Here is an 18,851-nt window from a genome sequence, read left to right on the forward strand (position 1 = left end):
TTTGAGTAGTATATCTCAAATATTATTGGAAGCAGCGAATACTCATAGTAATGAAGTGGCAGTAATAGAATCAAATGGTGAGGTGTGGAGTTATAGGGAATTGCTGAACTTAAGTAAGCAAGTTGCCGTACATGTTAACTCCCATAAATCATCGGAAAAGGTTCATATTGGTTTATATTTTGACAATAATATCAATTTCATTGCTTCGTTTTTTGGTGTATTGCTGGCAGGATGCGTACCTCTTCCTATTCCTTTTAATAGCAAAAAGCAGGAAATTTTAAATATATATCAGGCAGGTGATTTGGATTTTTGTTTAACAACAACCCGAGAGTTTTTTCATCCGGACATGAAGAGTATTATCATTCCAGAGCTTGATCGCAATTCTGAATCTATGTATTTAAGTGAAGATGTAAAAATGGAGTTATTAAATGCAGTTTCAACAAATGATTTAGCACTTTTACTTCCCACATCTGGGAGTACTTCTTTGCCTAAAATTGTAATGTTGTCTCATAATAATGTGTATTCTAATGCGATAGCGCATAGTAACGCTCTTAATTTGAATGAAAACGATATGTTTTTAGTATCAATGCCACTATATTTTAGCTCAGCTATTACAACTCAATTACTTTCATGCATTAAATCAAGAACTCCCTTGTTACTGAGTTCTAATCTATCTACACCTAAAAGTATTTACAAGAAAATTACGGAATATAAAGTTAATTCAATGGCTATGGTACCTACTTATCTCCATTTATTAATAGAGTATATGGAACTTGTCAAACTTGATTTAAATGTAAATATTACAACTATAGTAATTAGCGGAGCACCTTTAGGAGAGGCATTGTTTAAAAGAGCAAATTTATTTTTTCCAAATGCAGATATTCTTCAGACTTATGGTTTGACTGAGGCATCGCCTCGGGTGTCAATTATGGGTCGTAGTAGTAACGGTGTTCTATCCTGTGGGAAAGCGGTAGAAGGAGTGGAGGTGAAAATATGTGAAGATGAACAAGGGGAGCACACTTTAGATAATGGACAAATTGGGCATATTTTAATAAAAGGTTCTAATATCATGTTAGGTTACTATAAGAATGAACAGGCAACACGAAGAGCTTTCACTAGGGATAAATGGCTTTGTACAGGAGATCTTGGGTATTTAGATGAATCATCTAACATTCATCTGGTGGGAAGAAGTAAGAATATTATTATCGTTGGTGGTAGAAATGTATATCCGGAAGAGATTGAAGAAAAGCTCGCTCAAATCAGTGAGATAAAAGAGGCAGCTGTAACTTATGACGAACACCCCGTCCAGGGCCAAATTCCAGTAGCCTTGATTGTATTCAAGGAAGGTAGATATCTCGATAAACAGCATTTAACAACTGAACTTTTACCCTATTTATCTAATTATAAAATACCTAAAGTATGGGTGTTTGTTGAAAAAATTCCCCGGACACCAACTGGAAAAATTAGCAGGACAGAGTTGAATGATATTATTAAAAGACATTCTTAATTCAAATATTTATACAAGGTGAGCTAATGAAATTAGAAATTGAAAATATAAAACCGTTTAATGATATATTTTTTATAAATTGTTTTTATAACTCATTGTTCCCTATCATTGAATTGTTTGGTTTGGAAATAGACCATTTCCTTATCAATGCTATCCCTACTTATTGCATTACGTCGGACGAGGAAGTTATTAATTTTCAAATGACGTATAAAGAATTATCACCTTTTCATGAAATATGTTTGAATTTGGGGGTTTTTATTGAAACCCACCAAAAAGTTGAGACTAATTTTGAATCGTTTATCATCAAATCAATTCAAGAAAACAAACCCATTATTATGTGGATTGATTGCTATTATGAATCAATTAGATCAGATACTTACTTAAGGGAACATCTTCCGCATACTATTGTTATCTACGGTTATGATTCCTCTACCCAGCTGTATAGCATCTTAGAACATGATCATAAAGATAATTTAACCTATACGTATAAACAAATCAGTTTAGAAGATTTAACAAAGTCGTATCAAGGATACTTAGAAAATTTTTATGTCTCTGAGAATCCAACAGTCTTTCAATTTTACGGGAGACAATCTAATGAGATTAATGGGAATTCAATATATTTTAAAGATAAATACTTAAAAAACTTCCAACACTTTAGTAAAGATGTAATTAAAGGCCTTGAAGATATAAAAAAATTTGCGAGATATTATGAGACTCTTATAAGAGAGGAGAAGGCTATAAAGGATAAATGTCTAACATTGATTGATTTTTTGAATAAAATAGTGATTTCAAAGCAATTCGAGAAATATAGAGCTGAACGCATATTGAGAAATAGTTATGTGATTGAGTTAATAGAGCTAATAATTCAGAAATACAACAGAGTAAGAAGTGTAGTTGCTAAATATCTTTATTCTTCAAGGTACTCCTTTGAAAAATTCTCTTTTTCAGTAGAAGTGCTGAAAGAAATAATAGATTTGGAATATATGGTATATCAAGAAATGGGTAAGGAAGTAAATTTGTTAATTTGCGAAAAATGTATGAAAGAAGGTCCTGATCGTGACCATTAACATTATTTCTTATAAAGAAGAGATAATAATGCAGGGTAAGAGTTCAGTGTTAATCTCTCCTGAAAATCATTTATTTTTTTATGAAATATTCGATCCTGTTACTGTCATTTGTCATAATACTTCTAAGGTTTTAAATAAACATGATATAATTATTGGTTCTAAAGTTAAAATATTGAATAATTGCGAAAATAACGTGAAAATAAAAGGGCTGAACTTTGAGTTTTATACTTCAAAAAGTAACTTAAAAAAGCCTATATATATATTCAATAATATAAGTATCATCAACCAATTTCATGAAATATGGAATTTTTATGCTGCGGAGCAAGATTCGAATATAGATCTGTCTGAAATTAAAGAAAAAATTAAATTATTGATTTCGTTAATAGAATGTGACTCTGATAATGAGCATCAATCAAAGTCGAAAATCGGAAAAATCCATACAAAGCTTATTAAGATTAATCGCTATTTAAGGAATAATTATCATGAGCCTATAACTCTTCAGCAGTTATCTGATCTTTTCCAATGTAATTCCGTTTATCTATGCAATACTTACTCTAAAGTATTTAAAATATCCCCTGTTAAGTACTTGAAAAATTTGAGAATGGAAAAAGCGAAAAATTTGATTATGAATACCAATGAACCAATAAAAAGTGTCGCAAGTAAAGTGGGTTATGTTTCTTGTGCTCATTTTTGTGAGGTTTTTAAAAAATACTATAATAGCTCTCCAACGGAATATCGTAAAAAGATTACATATCTGAAGATGAAAGGAGAAATAAAAAATGGAGAATCTGAGTATTGAGGCGAAAGTTCTTATTCTTGTAAAAGAGACACTGGAGAAAGAGGATTGTGATATTGGATGGTCTGAAAACTTATTTGATTATGGTCTTAATTCGATGAAAAGTATTGCATTAATAGTTAAATTAGAAGAGGAATTCGATGTAGTTTTTGAGGATGAAGAGCTCTTATTTGAGAATTTCACCAATATTCATCTTATTACTGATAGATTAAAAGAGCATTTAAACTTATGAAAAATGATATTTCAATAAAAAGATTAAAAAATTGAAATGGAAAAATATCTTTTCTATACTCTGTCTGTTAATAAGGGGAACACTGAGAAAGAAATAATATCAAATTTATAGTGGGAGAGAATAATAACATGAGTGAGCTACTATACAATGAGTTCCAGCAAGTGGGAATCGATTTTAATAGTCTTGATAGTGTTGAGAGATATGATGAAGAAATGTCCTCTTTTCGGGATTTCCAAGAAGAAGCAGAAACTATAGCAAATCATATTCATTTGGGTCCTTCTGACCGGATATTGGAAGTTGGTACAGGAACAGGGAATTATGCACTCAAAGCTTCTAAAATGTGTAAGCATGTTTATGCAATTGATGTGGCACAAGTAATGTTGGAAAGAGCAAAACAAAAAGCAGATAATCAGAAAATATCTAATATTACATTTGAACATGCCGGCTTTCTAACTTATAAGCATACAGGAGAACTCTTTGATGCTATAGTTTCGAATTTAGTTCTTCATCATTTACCAGATTTCTGGAAACAAGTCGCTTTAATGAAAATGAATAAAATACTAAAAAAAGGAGGGAGATTTTACTTAGCTGATCAAATATATTCTTTTAGAGTCCAAGATTATGAACGTAAGTTATCAGAATGGGTTGACTTGAATTGGGAAAGATCTGAAAATTTAAATTTTAAGAAGTTTGTTGAAACAAACGTTAAAGAAGAATTCTCAACTATGGATTGGGTTATAGAAAAAATGTTATTAAACGCAGGCTTTTCATTTACTAAGGTACCAAGTTCAGAGTTTTTTTCTATTTATCTAGCTACGAAAGAATATGATATAGAACTAAGCTAATGACATCGGAGTGATTAGTTTGAATAAACTGCTAATATATATCATTAGTTTATTACTGGATAACCCTAACGAACTAGAAGTGAAATTGAGTAATTATTTATTGAAACATAAAAACATCCAAGATGTATTAGTTTTAAAAGATGAAAATTTTGTTTTTGTTTTTCATAGAGAAGGGAATCCTATACAAGTTGAAATAAATTCAATAACTAAGAGTATCATCTCTATTCTTATTGGAATTGCTATAGACAAGAAATATATTTCAAATGTAAACGAAAAATTGTTATATTTTTTCCCCGAAATTCATACTAGGGCTATGGATGAAAGAGTACGTCAAATATCCATTAAAGATTTACTAATGATGTCTTCAGGTTTTCCTTATAAATTTGGTGAACTTGCACACCAAAATTTTAAAAGTGAACGTGATCCTTTTGTCTCTGCCTGTACATCGAAGCTTATTTTTGAGCCTGGAAATGAGTTTAACTATAACGAGTATGATCCTCATTGTTTATCGGCTTTATTAAGTAAAGTTAGTGGTATAAGTACTCTAGCCTTTGCAAAAAAACACCTTTTTGACCCGCTAGAAATTAAAGATGTTACGTGGACCCAAGATTCTCAAAATAGGTATTACGGGGGTATAGGGTTAAGTCTTAGTGCAAATGATCTAATGAAAATCGGTCTGACTTGTATTAAAAGGGGTATTTATAACGAAAAGAAAGTTTTTTCATCTGACTGGCTGAACAGTGCAACAAAACTTCATAAAAACGGAGGTCCTCCTTTAGGTACAGGTTATGGGTTATATTGGTGGATAAGTTCAGTTTCAGGCTATCATGCGTACTTTGCTTACGGGGCAGGGGATAAAATCCTTTTTATAGTTCCTGAACTAAATTTAGTTATTGTTATTCTTACGAATAATGAATTCTCTTAGGACAGCAATGATTCATGCTGTTTAAAACACAACTAAGTGCTCTAACTAACTCTTGGATCCATTAAATATCAACTAATAATTATGTGGAACCTGTGGTGCTAGAATTTTTGTTTCAATTATCATTTAAGAGTTAAATTTCATTTTCGGTGGCTGCTATATTTTCTTTTTCAAAATTTTATTACGCTATTTAGCAAGCTCTAATAACAGCAGTCTAAGATAGCTGAAGAAAGGATTTATAATAAGCATGATGACAAAGAAACTTCCGTTAAGAGAGTTTTATGTGCATGGTTACTTATGTAATGCATACCCACTATCGATATTGCAAGATAACAGTACAACGGAAGCATGGTTTTATAGTAATTTTATTCAACTAGCGTGTGCGGGGGATTTTCCAGATGGGAAGTTTTTCTCTTTTTATAATACTAACGTTGCTTGGTATGAGTTTTTCTTAAATTGTCCTTTACTTAATTATCAAAAAATTAATTATACTTTTATGGATAATTATAAAGATGGTATAAAAGGGTTTATTATTGATTCCATTAATAAAGAGCAATATATTTATTTATATATTGATGAATTCTACATTTCACACAAAAAATCTTATCAAACGGTTAATATGCCACATGAAATGTTGATAATTGGTTACAATATTGGAGAATCAAAAGAATTTATAGTTTCAGGATACGATAAAGACATGATTTATGGAGAGTATACTATCACTTTTGCTGAGTTTGATAAAGCTTTCAACTCACTGGATAGGAATCTATACAATAGGTCCTATGTTTATTTAATGAGCTATGATGAAAATGAGTCTTATGAGTTTGATATTAAACTAGTATTACAATCTTTGAAGGAATTAAGATATAGTGTCAATACATCTTTGAACTTCCGTGCTTACAACTCTCCAGCTAATTGGATTTATGGAATATCGGTCTATGATCATGTTATTAAATATTTAGAATATAATATTCTTGAATTAAAAGAAAAAGTTGACATACGTATATTTCATACTATATATGAACACAAAAGTGCCATGGCTAAGAGGGTAATTTATTTAAAAAAGAAAAACTATCTTATGAAAAATTCGAATATCGATGAAAAGTATGCAGAATTGGAAAACATATCAAAAAACAACAGAAACGGCGTTATAAAATACAATATGAGAGAGAATGAGGCGATGATTCGTTCAATTATAGGTAAAATTGAACAAATTAAAGTTCTAGAAACTTCTATTTTAGAAGAATTGATCAGTGAGCTAGAAGAAAACGAGCCTAACTATAATGATGTTTTATCGGATAAATATTATTTGTAAATGTTTATTGAGCAGGAAAATGGGGCGGGGAATGACGCCATCTTACTTGTGGGGCATGATATTGCTATGAGTGGCAATAGCCATGCCATTCTTCGTTATGTGAATGTAGAAAATGTCGATAGCATTGATACACATTATTTTCCTGAAAGCTTATCCATACCACCTAACTATTAAACTTTTCTTAGCGCCTAAGGTTAATCTAGAATCAATACAATTATGTTGGATTTCGAAGAAGTCGTCACCTTTACAGTTGTTTGTATGAGTGCAAACATTTTAACAGGTAGACGGCTTTCTTTTACCACGATATTGTTCGTAAACAAGTTGATCTTTATTTGAAGTTTGTGTCTGTTAGATTATATTGAATCTAAAGCTTTTGTTAAGGAGGGTGAGATTAGTGGAAATAAAATTACCTTTCAATCCTAATCCTATAATTAATACCTATAGTGATCATGCAAATCTTGTTTCCATTATTTCTAATTATTTTCATCTAATACCGTGGATATATCAGAGATTTCTTAGATTAACATACTGTAAGGATAACCAATATTTGGACTTTTGCGATGGAGAATACTTTGATTACTACAGATGTAACGTAAAGTATATCGAAGGTAAAAAGTATCTTGCGGAGTACCGCAATAATGAAATTTTAGATCAAGAGGATGTAACAAAAGAAGTTGCCTCTGAGGAGATATGTCACTTTGTACTTCAGAGTATAGATCAAAGTTATTATATTATAATACACTTAGATCATTATTTTATTAAAAATTCTGATGTGTATGGAATGTATCATAGAACTCACGCTTCTATTATTTATGGATATGATTTAAGTAGGAGGGTTTTTTTTGTAGCTGATAATTTTAATTTTGGAAAGTATATGAGTATTGAAGTCGGGTTCGATGAGTTAGTCACTGCCCGAAGAATTGTAGAGACTGTTGATATGAAAATGGCATTAAGGATAAGAGTAAAAAAACATGTTGATGTATCATTAAATATAACTGAGGTTTCTAAAAAGTTAATGGAATATGTCAATGGTGAGGATAGTTCTAATTATGGAATTATTACTGAATCCTATGAAAATTATTATTATTACAATGGGTTTAAATACGATTGGCACTGGCATGAGTACAAAAACAATGAAATGTTTATATATGGAGTAAATATTCATACCTTTTTTGCTGAAGACATGAATATAATAATAAATGAGAAAAAATCCTTAGATATCAGAAGGTACCAAGCTTTACTTAATCATAAAACAGTAATCAAAGAATTAGTAAATTATATGACTGAAAAATCATTGATGACTAGTTGTGAACAACTAAGATTCAAACTGATTGAGATTGAAAAGAAGAGTTACATTGCTAGGAATATGGCGATTAAATATAATTTGAATTTTGATTTGAAAATTTTGGATAAATTGAAAGCTTTTCATGAAGGAGTTATAGAAAAAGAGACAGAGTTAATTAAAAATATTATAGAACGAATATCTTCTTCTTAATTCGTTCCTGTGATAACACGAATGATACCTTAGCACGCCCATTTAAGCTAAGGTACTTTTAATGAACCTTTTTTGAAACTGTCTACTTGGTAAGGATCAGTTTAAGTGATTTTCTCTTTATTATTCCTAAGACGATAATTATTATTATTCGAATTATGAATGGCATACATACAGTCAGATGAAGTGACAGAAATAGAAATAACTTTATTAATAAAACTCTTACTTCCTCATAATCCATATTGTATTTCTGCTTCACATCTCGTACAATTTGATGAAGTAATTCTGCATTGCGTTAATGTGAGCGGATTGAAGTATGAAATGACAATTGGAAGCTGTATTTAAGAAAAGGGGAGAATCACTTGGAATCAAAGGAACTATCGAGAGGGCTGAAACCCCGCCATGTTGAGCTGATTGCGCTCGGTGGTACGATTGGCGTGGGGTTGTTCATGGGATCGGCAAGCACGATCAAATGGGCAGGTCCGTCCGTGCTACTGGCCTATTTGCTGGCCGGGATTATTATCTTTTTTGTCATGCGTATTATGGGGGAGATGTTGATTCAGGAGCCGGTGACCGGTTCGTTTGCAACATTTGCTCACAAATATATTGGTCCGCTTGCCGGGTTCCTCACGGCCTGGAGCTATTGGTTCCTTTGGGTTACGGTGGGCATGGCGGAAGTTACGGCGATCGGGATTTACGTTGGATATTGGTTCCCGTATATTCCGCAGTGGATTCCAGCACTGGCAGGTGTGCTCATTATTGCGGCAGCCAATCTGGCGGCCGTCAAGTTTTATGGCGAATTCGAGTTCTGGTTTGCGATGATCAAAGTAACCGCAATTGTGGCGATGATTGTCATCGGAACAGGACTTATATTCTTCGGATGGGGGAATGGTGGGCAGCCGATTGGTTTGTCCAATCTGATTAGTCATGGAGGCTTCTTCCCTGGAGGCATCAAAGGTTTTCTTTTTGCGCTGTGTATCGTAACAGCTGCTTATCAGGGCGTTGAAATGGTCGGAATTACGGCCGGAGAAGCAGAAAATCCGAAACATACACTGCGCAAAGCGATAAAAAATATTGTGTGGCGTATTCTCATTTTCTACGTAGGTGCGATATTTGTGATCGTTACGTTGTATCCGTGGAACGAAGTAGGGGAGACTGGAAGTCCATTCGTGCTCACCTTTGCCAAAGTCGGCATTGTTGCAGCGGCAGGTATCATCAACTTCGTAGTGTTAACTGCGGCAATGTCGGGATGTAACAGCGGGATATACAGCGCAGGACGGATGTTGTACACACTGGCAGAGAACGGACAAGCACCAGCCTTTTTCAAAAAGCTGTCCAAGGGCGGGGTTCCCCGCAACAGTATCGTAGTGACCATCTCTCTTCTTCTGATCGGGGTTGTACTTAACTATCTGATGCCGGATTCGAAGCTGTTTCTGTATATTTACAGCGCAAGCGTATTGCCAGGCATGGTGCCTTGGTTCGCACTGGCGTTCAGTCAGTTCAGATTCAGAAAGCGTTGGGGGCAGGATCTTGCCGAGCATAACTTCAAGTCGAAATGGTTCCCCATCAGCAATTACATTATTATTGTGTATCTGATTCTGGTCATTATCGGTATGGCCTTTAACCCGGATACACGTCTGCCGCTGATTGTGGGTGCAACGTTTATGGCGATTGTAGTGGTTGGTTATTATGTATTCGGCATCGGCGGGCGTCAGTCCAAAGCTAACGATTCCAAATAAACAATGATCACATCTGTACTGTAATCCGTTTAACCAATGATAAGCTACCTGTGTAGCAACAGATATGATGCACTCCTTCAACATATTCGGTGACTCGCGAAGAGTCCCGGATGTTGAAGGAGTGTTTTTTTAGTTTAAATACCGGGCAACTGGGTTACAAAGGAAAGAGTATACCTTTACACAAACGATATTCACAACATAAATACGAACTGAGGAGGAACCAAACATGGCTAAGCAAGATCAGCATTCGATTCAAGATCCAACGACACAATACCCGAAGGCAACGAAGGAGTGGAAGCAACAGCAGGATGAACCGGGATTGCAGCGTGAGATGACTCCTGTTCCAGATTGCGGTGAAAAAACGTATAAAGGCAGCGGACGTCTTACTGGCCGTAAAGCGGTCATTACCGGTGCAGATAGCGGGATCGGCCGGGCGGTGGCGATTGCCTATGCGCGTGAAGGTGCGGACATTGTACTCTCCTATCTGCCGGAAGAGGAAGCGGACGCCAAGGAAGTGGTGCAACTGATCGAGGAAGCGGGCAGCAGAGCCATTGCTGTTCCAGGTGATCTGAAGGATGAGAAATACTGTGAACAGTTGATTGAAACGGCAGTCAAAGAACTAGGCGGCATCGATATTCTGGCTAATGTGGCTGGCAAACAGCAGTTTGTCGAGCAGATCGAAGACCTGACAACGGAACAGTTCGATGCGACGTTTAAAACGAATGTCTATTCCCTGTTCTGGCTCAATAAAGCAGCAGTCAAACATATGAAAGCAGGCGGTTCGATCATTAACACTTCGTCGATTCAGGCGTATAAACCATCTCCGATTTTGCTGGATTATGCAACAACAAAAGCATCGATCAATACGTTCAGCAAAGCGCTCGCACAGCAGGTAGGGAGCAAAGGTATTCGGGTGAATGTCGTTGCGCCAGGTCCAGTTTGGACACCGCTACAGATTGTTGGTGGACAACCTGTAGAGAAACTGGCTGAATTCGGCAACAACACACCGCTAGGCCGGGCAGGGCAGCCTGCTGAGATGGCTCCGGCATACGTATTCCTGGCGAGTCAGGAATCCAGTTATGTGAGCGGAGAGACATTGAATGCCAATGGTGGTACGGTTAGTCCATAATAGGGTGAACGCTATATATTGATATAGAGATAATTTCGAGAGATAACTTCATTATTTGAATTGGATGTCAATCCATTCGATGAAGATTTCAAATAAACAGGCCAAGGCAGAGTCGCTCTGCTTTGGCCTGTTTGACTATGTATAATTCTTAACCCGGTACCAATACGAATAGGCGTCGGTATATCCCAATTTTGCATATAGTCTCCGTGCGGCCGCATTGCCCTCGACCACTTGCAGATAGCTTGAAGTAGCACCATGGCTTTTTCCCCAATGCAACAAATGCAAAATCATCTGCTCCGCCAGACCGCGGTTACGGTAGTCCGGATCTGTAATGATGTCATGCAGTCCAATGAATCCACGTTCAACCACACCCAGCCCACAAGCCACTACATAGCCGTCAACAGACAGGGTGATGAATCCCGTTATTGCTCGGATATTGAATAACATCTGTGTCATGGTTCCCCGAAACTCTTCACTGGTTGCATTTAAACGGCAAAAATGATCTAACCATTCCTCCGTTAACTGCTCATTGATGCGTACCTCCAAATGTTCAGGAGATTTCAGATCCATCAGTTCTCGAAGCTGTACGAGCGTTTTGTCCACAACGATATAACCTTTATCTTGTAAAAGCTGATCCAATTCTTTGGGCTGAACAAACGGTGTCATCTTAAAAATGGTATTTAACTGGCTGGAACTGTAGATATTTTCACATGTCTTGATCTTTTCATGCACATCCAGAGTAGAAGGATAGATCGGTTGAACGGAGTTGGCGCGTTTTGAATATCCTTTCGCAAAACGTAGCACCCAACCGTCATACAGGGAGGTGGATAAAGGCTGCCAGTGGTTGAGTGTCATTTCTTCAATCAGACGATGTTTATGCTCTGTTGCGTACATTTTTGATCCTCCTCCTAACGTTTTCTATAAACGATGAATGACTCCAATTAAATAATAATACAAATTTTTGTATAAAAATTCAATTAAAATCCTTCGGGTGTTACACATTTGAGAGGAGTATACCATTTGCAGGACAGTTTGGAATGCTATAATAATATAAGGATAAATGGAACTTACAGTTGGAAATATGTATCAACAGAGTGCTTAAATTGTGGAAATGGAGTACACCAAATGATTAACATAGAGATTCAGGGACATATGATTACATGTCATATCGAATTAGGCAAACGAAAAAAGGCATCCATCACTATGGATCTGCCTTACATGGTCACCATTAAGGCTCCCAATGGCACGAATGAGGAAGTGATCCGGCAACTGGTTATGCAGCATGGAGCCGTAATTGTACAAAAATCAGCTCGCATGCAGCAAGTGCTGGATGGTCCCCAGGCCAAGGAATATGAGAATGAGGGCAAGGGGGCATTCTTGCTCTTTGGCAAAGCCCATGCCTTGCATCAATTAATTCCGGTGGAGGGGTTAACAGAAGAAGAACTGCGTGCGAATTTGAAAAAGTTTTATTTTGCAGAATGCAAACGCATGATTGGGCAGCGAATTATACGTTATCAGCAGGAACTGAAGGTGAAGCCGAAGTCTATTGATATCGTAGATTCTCCTACGAAATGGGGGAGCTGTAGCTGGGACAAAAAGTTGACGTTTAATTACCGCCTTGCCATGGCGCCACCAGAGGTCATTGATTACGTTATCATCCATGAGCTGTGCCATATTCATCATATGAATCATGATCGCTCGTTCTGGCGGCGGGTAGGTAGTATTATGCCGGATTACAAGGACAAAGAAGATTATCTGATGCGTAATGGAAGGGCCATGACGTTGTAGTATAAAGACACTCAGACGAGTGTCCTTTTTTGTTAGAATCTTTTCAACTTCAGCAGAAGAATATGATCTGATGTAGTACAATAGAGCCAATATTACTCGCCGCGAACGACACTGAAACATACGTGGTGGAAGGAGCACAAGATGGATCAAAACGGACAGCACTCGGAACTAGTGAATGAATATATTGCTGCATTTCCAGCAGATGTGCAACTAAAATTACAGAGGTTACGGCAGATCATTCAGGAAGCGGCTCCGCTCGCTGAAGAAAAGATTAGTTACAAAATGCCTACATATGCGCAGCATGGGAATCTGGTTCATTTTGCCGCATACACAAAACATATTGGGTTCTATCCTGCACCCAGTGGTATTCTGGCCTTCAAGGAACAACTCTCCAGGTTTAAGGGCGCGAAGGGTTCCGTTCAGTTCCCACTTGATGAGCCATTGCCGGAGGAACTAATTCGCCAGATTGTTGAATTCAGAGTGAAGGAGAATGTGGACTTTTTCTACTCAAAATAATAGGTAACATCAGAGTTGCCGGCCGCAGGGATCAGATACATAAAGTAGGGACTCACCTGTAGGTAGATGTTCAGATCAGACACACCGAGACTGCGAACCGTTAGATTGAAACGGCCATCTGCACCCACTGTGACGGTTTCCGTACGGATATGTTTTTCTTCTGGTGACGGTCCATGAATCTGAAAGGAGAACGTTTGACCCGCATATGCTGTAAGTGTTCCTCGTACGTTCAAGGTGCGCTCCGCTGTATATTCGAATTGTACATGACGATCATCAAGAATTACCTCATTACCGGTATCCGGTTCTTCAGGCTGTGTTCCGGGATCTTGGGGCTGCGTTCCAGGATTCTCTGGATCGGTCACAGGTTCCTCTGCGGAGGGACTAACCGTGAAAAATTGAGTTTGATAAACGATGTCTGCGTTGGAACCATCTTTTTTCTTCAATCCGGTAATTCGAACGGTAAACGTATCTCCATCCTTCAATGCGTTTAAGTTATCCGGACGGAAGATGATAGCATAGCTATATCCATATCCATCGGTATTGACGTTGAAAAACGCTTTGGCAGGATCACTGCTGGCAGGAGTTTTCCCACCGAAATTCCAGGTTTTCTGATCCGACGTTCGTGTAAGTTCTACCTGAACCTCCGAATCTGAAGGTTTTGCAAACACATCCGGGTTCAACTGTGCAGACCAGGCCTGCGACACATTGAAAGCTTCAATCGGAAACGCACCTTTGTTTGGATACAGGTTGTAATTGTAGCGCAGCTTTCCTGCCCGACTGGTATCCATCACCTGCATGGTGCTAAAATGACTTGCATAATTTTTGTTGTCCCGGGATGCGATTCCGAAGCCGACTTTTTTCAACTGCGGACTCAGAATCCAGCGACGGTGACCTAGTGCGCCAATGTTACTTGCGTCGGAGTCGTCCATATACGCTTCCACACTTTTAACAGCCAGATTGCCGGCAGCGCCATAGGAAGCATATAAATTGGAACTGGAGGCTGATTTGGCACCCAAGTCAAAAAAATCTTTTGGCATATCGGCAGGTCGAGCCGGAAAATGGCTTAGAGGACCGGTAGAGACAAGAACTGCACCGTGTTGAGCCTGAACGTTAAGCGTAGCATCCAGCACAAGATCGCCTTCCAGTCCCGAAAGGAAACGATAGAAGTTGGCCGCATTTAGTGCCTGTTGCAGAGAAGATTCACTTAATACGCCAGCAACATAAGGTACTGTGGTGGAAGGGGTTTGGATATATGTAGCGGGTTGATCCTTGTTGGACATCCATTGCGTCCATTTTTGATTAATTTCTTGCTGACTTCGCTCCGGCAACAAGCTGTCGACGGGGGCAGCTAAGGTCTGCTGTGCACCGAGTAGTACGAACATTAGACCAGCTAGAGGAAGCGTAAGCAGTGTGCGAATAACCTTTTTCCGAATAAACATCTTCTAATCTCCTTCTACTTCTAAAATGTAAATAATATACTTTCATTGTTTTTTATCGACAGTAGAGGATGTATTAGTTAGTTGATTCTAATAAAATGAACCTTTTGTACCATTGGATGAAGTTATGCGTAAATGAACCGTTGATTCCATGAAAAAAGCACCTCTCGAAACGTACAAGCCGGATAACGATCTCCCATGCTTGCTTGTTCGTAAGGTGCTGTTTCAGTTTAACCGGAACCCGAAGTCTAATGCTGGTTTAACGATGCTGTTCTTAACGTTCTTAATTCTCCGTGTATTCGTTAATGGCCATTTTTCCTTCCTCTACACGAATAAAGTAGGCGTAATCTTCTTTTACATTCAAGTACAGGTTAAGATGTTTGGTGTTTTGTTCATTTACCTTGACCGTCAGTTTGAAGCTTCCGTCTGCATCCAGCGTTACGTTTTCGGTCTGAATAGGCAGTACCTCTGGTGCTGGTCCGTTGATATCAATCGGAATGGTGTGACCGGCATAGGCTTTAAACGTACCTCGCAAAGTCAAGATGTGATCAACCGTATATTCGGCCTGAACTGTACCATCCGGGAGGTTCCCTTGTTTCTCATTGTCGCCTGTTGCGGTGACTTGTTCAGGTCTACCCCAAGGCTGAAATCCTTTTCCCTTCAAGTTCCTCAGAAACACAACAGCTTCTGCGCGAGTAAATAACTCCTTACCTGCATAACCTTCGACAGTGGCTGATGTTTTGCCAGAGGAGTACCCCATGTTCAGCAAATACTGAATATTGTCCTCATCGTTAACATAGTTTCTACCGCCAAGACTGGCGACAATAATAGCAACCTCTGTTCTATTCAGCGCATGATTGCGTAGCTTAGGGTTTCGAATGCTGGCCTCTAGAGGAAGATTGAGTCTGGATGCATAGGTATAGTAACGATCACTCCAGTTCGCACCCGGAGCATCGGTCTTATCCATATACCGTAGGTATTTGGAGTTGGCATACATATTAAACAGCATGGAAAGAAACTCGGCTTCGCTCACCTGAGCATTGGGCCTGAAGGTGTCGTTTTCATACCCGGTAACCATATTTTGCTGAATAGCCCACAGTATATCATTCTGGGCCCAATGATTCTGAATATCTGTATAATGGAGCATTTTTTTAACTATGACCGTGACAACCGTTTCTTTCCCGGCAAAACGGATTCGCAAATCGGTTTTACCGACCTTTGTTCCGACAATTTTGCCATTCCGGATCGCGATCTTATCCGAAGATGTTGTGTAGGTCAGGTTGGAAAATGGAGAGTATAACGTTCCATCCCCGAGAATCGCTGTTACGGAGGGGGTGTCTACAGTGTCTCCTACTCGCAAAGTTAGATTTGATTTTACAGGTGTAATCTTGGTTAAAGTCGGATCCTGCCCGCCGTCTACATGGAAGAAATGTGTCGTATAGGAGATTTCAGCGGGAGAGCCGTCTTTCTTTTGCAGACCTGTAATATGTACTTGGAAGGTATCACCGTTTTTCAACAACTGCACATCGTCAGGACGAAAAATAATAGCGCTGTTATCGCCGAAATTGGATGTCTCGACATTAAAATAGGCCTGCTCAAACCAGCGTTTGTTTGAGGGGTCTACATTGTAGTATTCGAAAGGGAAAGGGAATTCCGTGTTCTCTTGCTGGTTAAACGTCCATTTCCGCTGATCAGAGGTTCGGATCATTTCGACGTGAACCTTTTCCAATTCAGGTTTTGCGAACACGTCATTATTTAATTGAACGGACCAGGCTTGAAGTGCGCCGAAGGCTTCAATGGGAAAGTCACCTTGGTTGGGAAACAGGCTGTAGTTATACGGTGTCACCTGAGTTCTGCTTTTGTCAAAAACCTGCATGGCACTATAATAACGAGTTTGTTCTTCCTCTTGATGGGCAGCCAGTCCAAATCCGATTCGTTGTAACTTCGGGCTTAAAATCCAGCGGCGATGACCTACCCGATCAATATTGGATGCATGCGAGTCATTCATGTAGCCCTTGATGCTTCCAGCCAGTACATTGAATTTGTCATTGCTGGTGACATGCAGGTTAGATGAGGAAGCTGAGGTATAGCCTTTATCAAAAAAATCCTTCGGCATATCTGCCGGTTGTTCAGGGGAATGGCTAAGCTGCCCTCCGGTGGAGACAACAACAGCTCCGTGCTGGGCTTGCATATTCAAAGCCGGATCGAGTACCAGGTCTCCAGACATGCCTGCGATAAAGCGATAGAAGTTGGCAGCATTCAGACCTTGCTCCAGATATCTCTCATTGAGCAGTCCGGCAGAATAAGGGAAAGCGGTAGAAGGTGATTCAGTAAACATAGGGAGCGTTTGATCAACCCTCATCCACTCATTCCACTTTTGGTCGATTTCTTGCTGACTACGCTCGGGAAGCAAGCTATCGATCTGTTCTGCATGAGCGGTCTGTGTTCCGCCCAGAAGCAATAACAGGCCAGCGAGTGGCAGTGCAAGCAGTGAGCTGATTTTCATTTTTGTACCCATCATAAACCTTTAAAACTCCTCTCATCTTCAGTGCACACCCAAAGGGATACGCAAATGTAACTTTATGTATAGTAACTTTATGTATATATGTTATCGTCTGTTTCGTTGATTTTGCTTAGGGTGAATCCAGAATGAAAGGATTAAAAAAAGAACACAGGCTATCCTTAGATGCAGGATAACGTATGCTCCTCTTTCATATCGCTCATATCCAACTCGTTCATTCCAGATTTAAGTCGAAATCCGGCTGACACATATAATCAATGGGATATAGGTCATCTCGTGCTGATATCAATGCGCGGAAGTGAAGATGCAGATTGTTCGGCTGCTCCACAACGCCACCTGCTCGAAAAGGGACAAGCTCGGCCACAACGAAGACATCTTCTGCATTCGTACAGCGGAAAATCACATTGTTCGGGTTAATAACCTCTTCCGTATAACTGTAGGTCATCACATGAAAGGACTGGCCACGCCAGTTCGTCTGAATGACCCGGTACGACTGGGTTCGAATCAGATCGATGTAACGTTCCAGTGGGAAGGTATGCTCAAACTGTGTAATATAACCTTTTTGATCCACATCGATCGTAAATTCAACATCGTAGCTTTCGTGGAACTCTTCCTGATATGTACCTTTCATAATCTTCATCATATCAAAGTGTGATCCAAATTCCGGATCGGTCACATAGGGAATAGAAATCAGTCCAGAATCAACATACTGTGAAATTTGACTTGTCGTGGACGGGGGCTGGTTATGCTTGGTTGGTCTCAGATCAATGGAACCGATCATACTGCCGGGAAAACCGGGGTTGCAACTTATTCGCATAGTCATCTCCTTGGAGGTGTATTCCTTTATTTAGACGGAGATGCAGGAGGAAAGTTTCACCAATATGTTTTCAGGATCTAAAGCTTTATCCTTAACTCCAACTCTCCCATTTGTGCAGTCCTCTACAATCGTGCTACTCTCTAAATAGAAAAACGTTGGGGTCAGAATGTAATATTAAACGACGTATAACATGGATTAGGGGGCTTTTGATGTTATCCACTAAAGTCATTGAACATTGCCGCGTAAAAGGCTGGTGGCATGAAGATGTGCCAGCTGAATATGAGGAAGCATTGCGTAAGCTGGACATGGATCTGAACTCGGATTTTGCACAATTCTACCTTCATGCAGAGGATGGACCGACATTCTATAGTCGGCATCAGGAGCTCTACCAGATCTGCTGGGTGATCGAGAATACCGTATATCTGCAGGATATGCATATATCGCAACTTACACTGGGGTTACCAGAGGCATATATTCCGCTGGATAGCTTTGAAGGGGAAGGTGGATTTTTCTATAATCGCCAGACCGACGAGGTTGTGCTGGTTGAACTGGGGGAGTCCATCGAACGTTTCCTGAATGGAGAGAGCAAGCCGCAATGGGCGGATTTCAATGCCTTTCTGGAGTGGTATTTCGGTTTGGCGGAAGTGACCACACTGTAACAGTAAAAGGGTACTCCCGTGGCTATGAAGGCCAAGGCAGTACCCTTTTGCATGTTCCAATTTGATGAAC

At 38.9% G+C, this 18,851-nt stretch carries 17 protein-coding genes; 13 read left to right on the plus strand and 4 right to left on the minus strand.

The window, feature by feature from the left end:
• Position 1 precedes the first annotated feature (1 nt).
• The 10 genes from M3629_RS23705 (at position 2) to M3629_RS23750 (ending at position 11,044) form a co-directional block, all read left to right on the plus strand.
• Complete coding sequence (locus M3629_RS23705; protein ID WP_251510845.1) at positions 2 to 1,507, plus strand: class I adenylate-forming enzyme family protein; 1,506 nt, start codon at positions 2 to 4, stop codon at positions 1,505 to 1,507.
• 26 nt (positions 1,508 to 1,533) lie between these two features.
• Entirely contained in the window at positions 1,534 to 2,574 is a 1,041-nt protein-coding gene (locus M3629_RS23710) for a BtrH N-terminal domain-containing protein (protein ID WP_251510862.1), read from the plus strand.
• Positions 2,564 to 3,373, plus strand: a complete 810-nt coding sequence (locus tag M3629_RS23715) for a helix-turn-helix transcriptional regulator (RefSeq protein WP_251510866.1) — start codon at positions 2,564 to 2,566, stop codon at positions 3,371 to 3,373. Before M3629_RS23710 ends, M3629_RS23715 begins: the two co-directional genes overlap by 11 nt.
• On the plus strand, positions 3,354 to 3,602 hold the full coding sequence (locus M3629_RS23720) for an acyl carrier protein (protein WP_251510867.1): 249 nt from the start codon (positions 3,354 to 3,356) through the stop codon (positions 3,600 to 3,602). The genes M3629_RS23715 and M3629_RS23720 overlap by 20 nt, the downstream gene beginning before the upstream one ends.
• A 128-nt stretch (positions 3,603 to 3,730) precedes the next feature.
• Positions 3,731 to 4,447 carry a class I SAM-dependent methyltransferase gene (locus M3629_RS23725; protein WP_251510868.1) on the plus strand — a complete coding sequence of 239 codons (717 nt, stop codon included), beginning with the start codon at positions 3,731 to 3,733 and terminating at the stop codon, positions 4,445 to 4,447.
• Positions 4,448 to 4,466: 19 nt separating this feature from the next.
• Positions 4,467 to 5,372 carry a serine hydrolase domain-containing protein gene (locus M3629_RS23730; protein WP_251510869.1) on the plus strand — a complete coding sequence of 302 codons (906 nt, stop codon included), beginning with the start codon at positions 4,467 to 4,469 and terminating at the stop codon, positions 5,370 to 5,372.
• Between the two features lie 244 nt (positions 5,373 to 5,616).
• On the plus strand, positions 5,617 to 6,684 hold the full coding sequence (locus M3629_RS23735; protein WP_251510871.1) for a hypothetical protein: 1,068 nt from the start codon (positions 5,617 to 5,619) through the stop codon (positions 6,682 to 6,684).
• 394 nt (positions 6,685 to 7,078) lie between these two features.
• Positions 7,079 to 8,179 (plus strand): hypothetical protein, encoded by a 1,101-nt coding sequence (locus M3629_RS23740; RefSeq protein ID WP_251510873.1) that lies wholly within the window; start codon positions 7,079 to 7,081, stop codon positions 8,177 to 8,179.
• A gap of 359 nt (positions 8,180 to 8,538) precedes the next feature.
• Entirely contained in the window at positions 8,539 to 9,915 is a 1,377-nt protein-coding gene (locus M3629_RS23745; protein ID WP_251510875.1) for an amino acid permease, read from the plus strand.
• A gap of 226 nt (positions 9,916 to 10,141) precedes the next feature.
• Positions 10,142 to 11,044 (plus strand): SDR family oxidoreductase, encoded by a 903-nt coding sequence (locus M3629_RS23750; RefSeq protein ID WP_251510876.1) that lies wholly within the window; start codon positions 10,142 to 10,144, stop codon positions 11,042 to 11,044.
• A 135-nt stretch (positions 11,045 to 11,179) separates the two neighbouring features.
• Here M3629_RS23750 and M3629_RS23755 read toward each other — a convergent pair whose 3' ends face one another.
• A complete protein-coding gene (locus M3629_RS23755) occupies positions 11,180 to 11,938 on the minus strand; it encodes a GNAT family N-acetyltransferase (RefSeq protein ID WP_251510878.1) in 759 nt (252 codons plus the stop codon).
• Positions 11,939 to 12,172: 234 nt separating this feature from the next.
• On the opposite strand from M3629_RS23755, the gene M3629_RS23760 reads away from it, so the two are divergent.
• Both M3629_RS23760 and M3629_RS23765 read left to right on the plus strand, forming a co-directional pair.
• Positions 12,173 to 12,832: a M48 family metallopeptidase gene (locus M3629_RS23760; RefSeq protein WP_435368263.1), complete on the plus strand. Its 660-nt coding sequence runs from the start codon at positions 12,173 to 12,175 to the stop codon at positions 12,830 to 12,832.
• Positions 12,833 to 12,973: 141 nt separating this feature from the next.
• On the plus strand, positions 12,974 to 13,348 hold the full coding sequence (locus M3629_RS23765) for an iron chaperone (protein ID WP_251510881.1): 375 nt from the start codon (positions 12,974 to 12,976) through the stop codon (positions 13,346 to 13,348).
• Here the strand turns inward: M3629_RS23765 and M3629_RS23770 are convergent.
• The 3 genes from M3629_RS23770 to M3629_RS23780 all read right to left on the minus strand — a co-directional run bounded on the left by M3629_RS23770 (position 13,336) and on the right by M3629_RS23780 (position 18,122).
• Positions 13,336 to 14,787: a CAP domain-containing protein gene (locus M3629_RS23770; RefSeq protein ID WP_251510883.1), complete on the minus strand. Its 1,452-nt coding sequence runs from the start codon at positions 14,785 to 14,787 to the stop codon at positions 13,336 to 13,338. The genes M3629_RS23765 and M3629_RS23770 overlap by 13 nt on opposite strands.
• Positions 14,788 to 15,067: 280 nt before the next feature.
• Entirely contained in the window at positions 15,068 to 17,305 is a 2,238-nt protein-coding gene (locus M3629_RS23775) for an S-layer homology domain-containing protein (protein WP_251510885.1), read from the minus strand.
• A gap of 214 nt (positions 17,306 to 17,519) precedes the next feature.
• On the minus strand, positions 17,520 to 18,122 hold the full coding sequence (locus M3629_RS23780; protein WP_251510887.1) for a hypothetical protein: 603 nt from the start codon (positions 18,120 to 18,122) through the stop codon (positions 17,520 to 17,522).
• A 209-nt stretch (positions 18,123 to 18,331) separates the two neighbouring features.
• Between M3629_RS23780 and M3629_RS23785 the strand changes: the two genes are divergently transcribed.
• Positions 18,332 to 18,781: a hypothetical protein gene (locus tag M3629_RS23785; RefSeq protein WP_154891686.1), complete on the plus strand. Its 450-nt coding sequence runs from the start codon at positions 18,332 to 18,334 to the stop codon at positions 18,779 to 18,781.
• The last annotated feature ends 70 nt before the right edge of the window (positions 18,782 to 18,851 follow it).

The organism is Paenibacillus polysaccharolyticus, from assembly GCF_023714295.1.
GTDB lineage: Bacteria > Bacillota > Bacilli > Paenibacillales > Paenibacillaceae > Paenibacillus > Paenibacillus polysaccharolyticus_A.

Bases quoted from the DNA above. Each gene is read 5' to 3' on its own strand.
- M3629_RS23710 (WP_251510862.1), top strand. From the start codon at position 1,534: ATGAAATTAGAAATTGAAAATATAAAACCGTTTAATGATATATTTTTT.
- M3629_RS23720 (WP_251510867.1), top strand. From the start codon at position 3,354: ATGGAGAATCTGAGTATTGAGGCGAAAGTTCTTATTCTTGTAAAAGAG.
- M3629_RS23725 (WP_251510868.1), top strand. From the start codon at position 3,731: ATGAGTGAGCTACTATACAATGAGTTCCAGCAAGTGGGAATCGATTTT.
- M3629_RS23735 (WP_251510871.1), top strand. From the start codon at position 5,617: ATGATGACAAAGAAACTTCCGTTAAGAGAGTTTTATGTGCATGGTTAC.
- M3629_RS23750 (WP_251510876.1), top strand. From the start codon at position 10,142: ATGGCTAAGCAAGATCAGCATTCGATTCAAGATCCAACGACACAATAC.
- M3629_RS23755 (WP_251510878.1), bottom strand. From the start codon at position 11,938: ATGTACGCAACAGAGCATAAACATCGTCTGATTGAAGAAATGACACTC.
- M3629_RS23765 (WP_251510881.1), top strand. From the start codon at position 12,974: ATGGATCAAAACGGACAGCACTCGGAACTAGTGAATGAATATATTGCT.
- M3629_RS23770 (WP_251510883.1), bottom strand. From the start codon at position 14,787: ATGTTTATTCGGAAAAAGGTTATTCGCACACTGCTTACGCTTCCTCTA.
- M3629_RS23775 (WP_251510885.1), bottom strand. From the start codon at position 17,305: ATGATGGGTACAAAAATGAAAATCAGCTCACTGCTTGCACTGCCACTC.
- M3629_RS23780 (WP_251510887.1), bottom strand. From the start codon at position 18,122: ATGCGAATAAGTTGCAACCCCGGTTTTCCCGGCAGTATGATCGGTTCC.
- M3629_RS23785 (WP_154891686.1), top strand. From the start codon at position 18,332: ATGTTATCCACTAAAGTCATTGAACATTGCCGCGTAAAAGGCTGGTGG.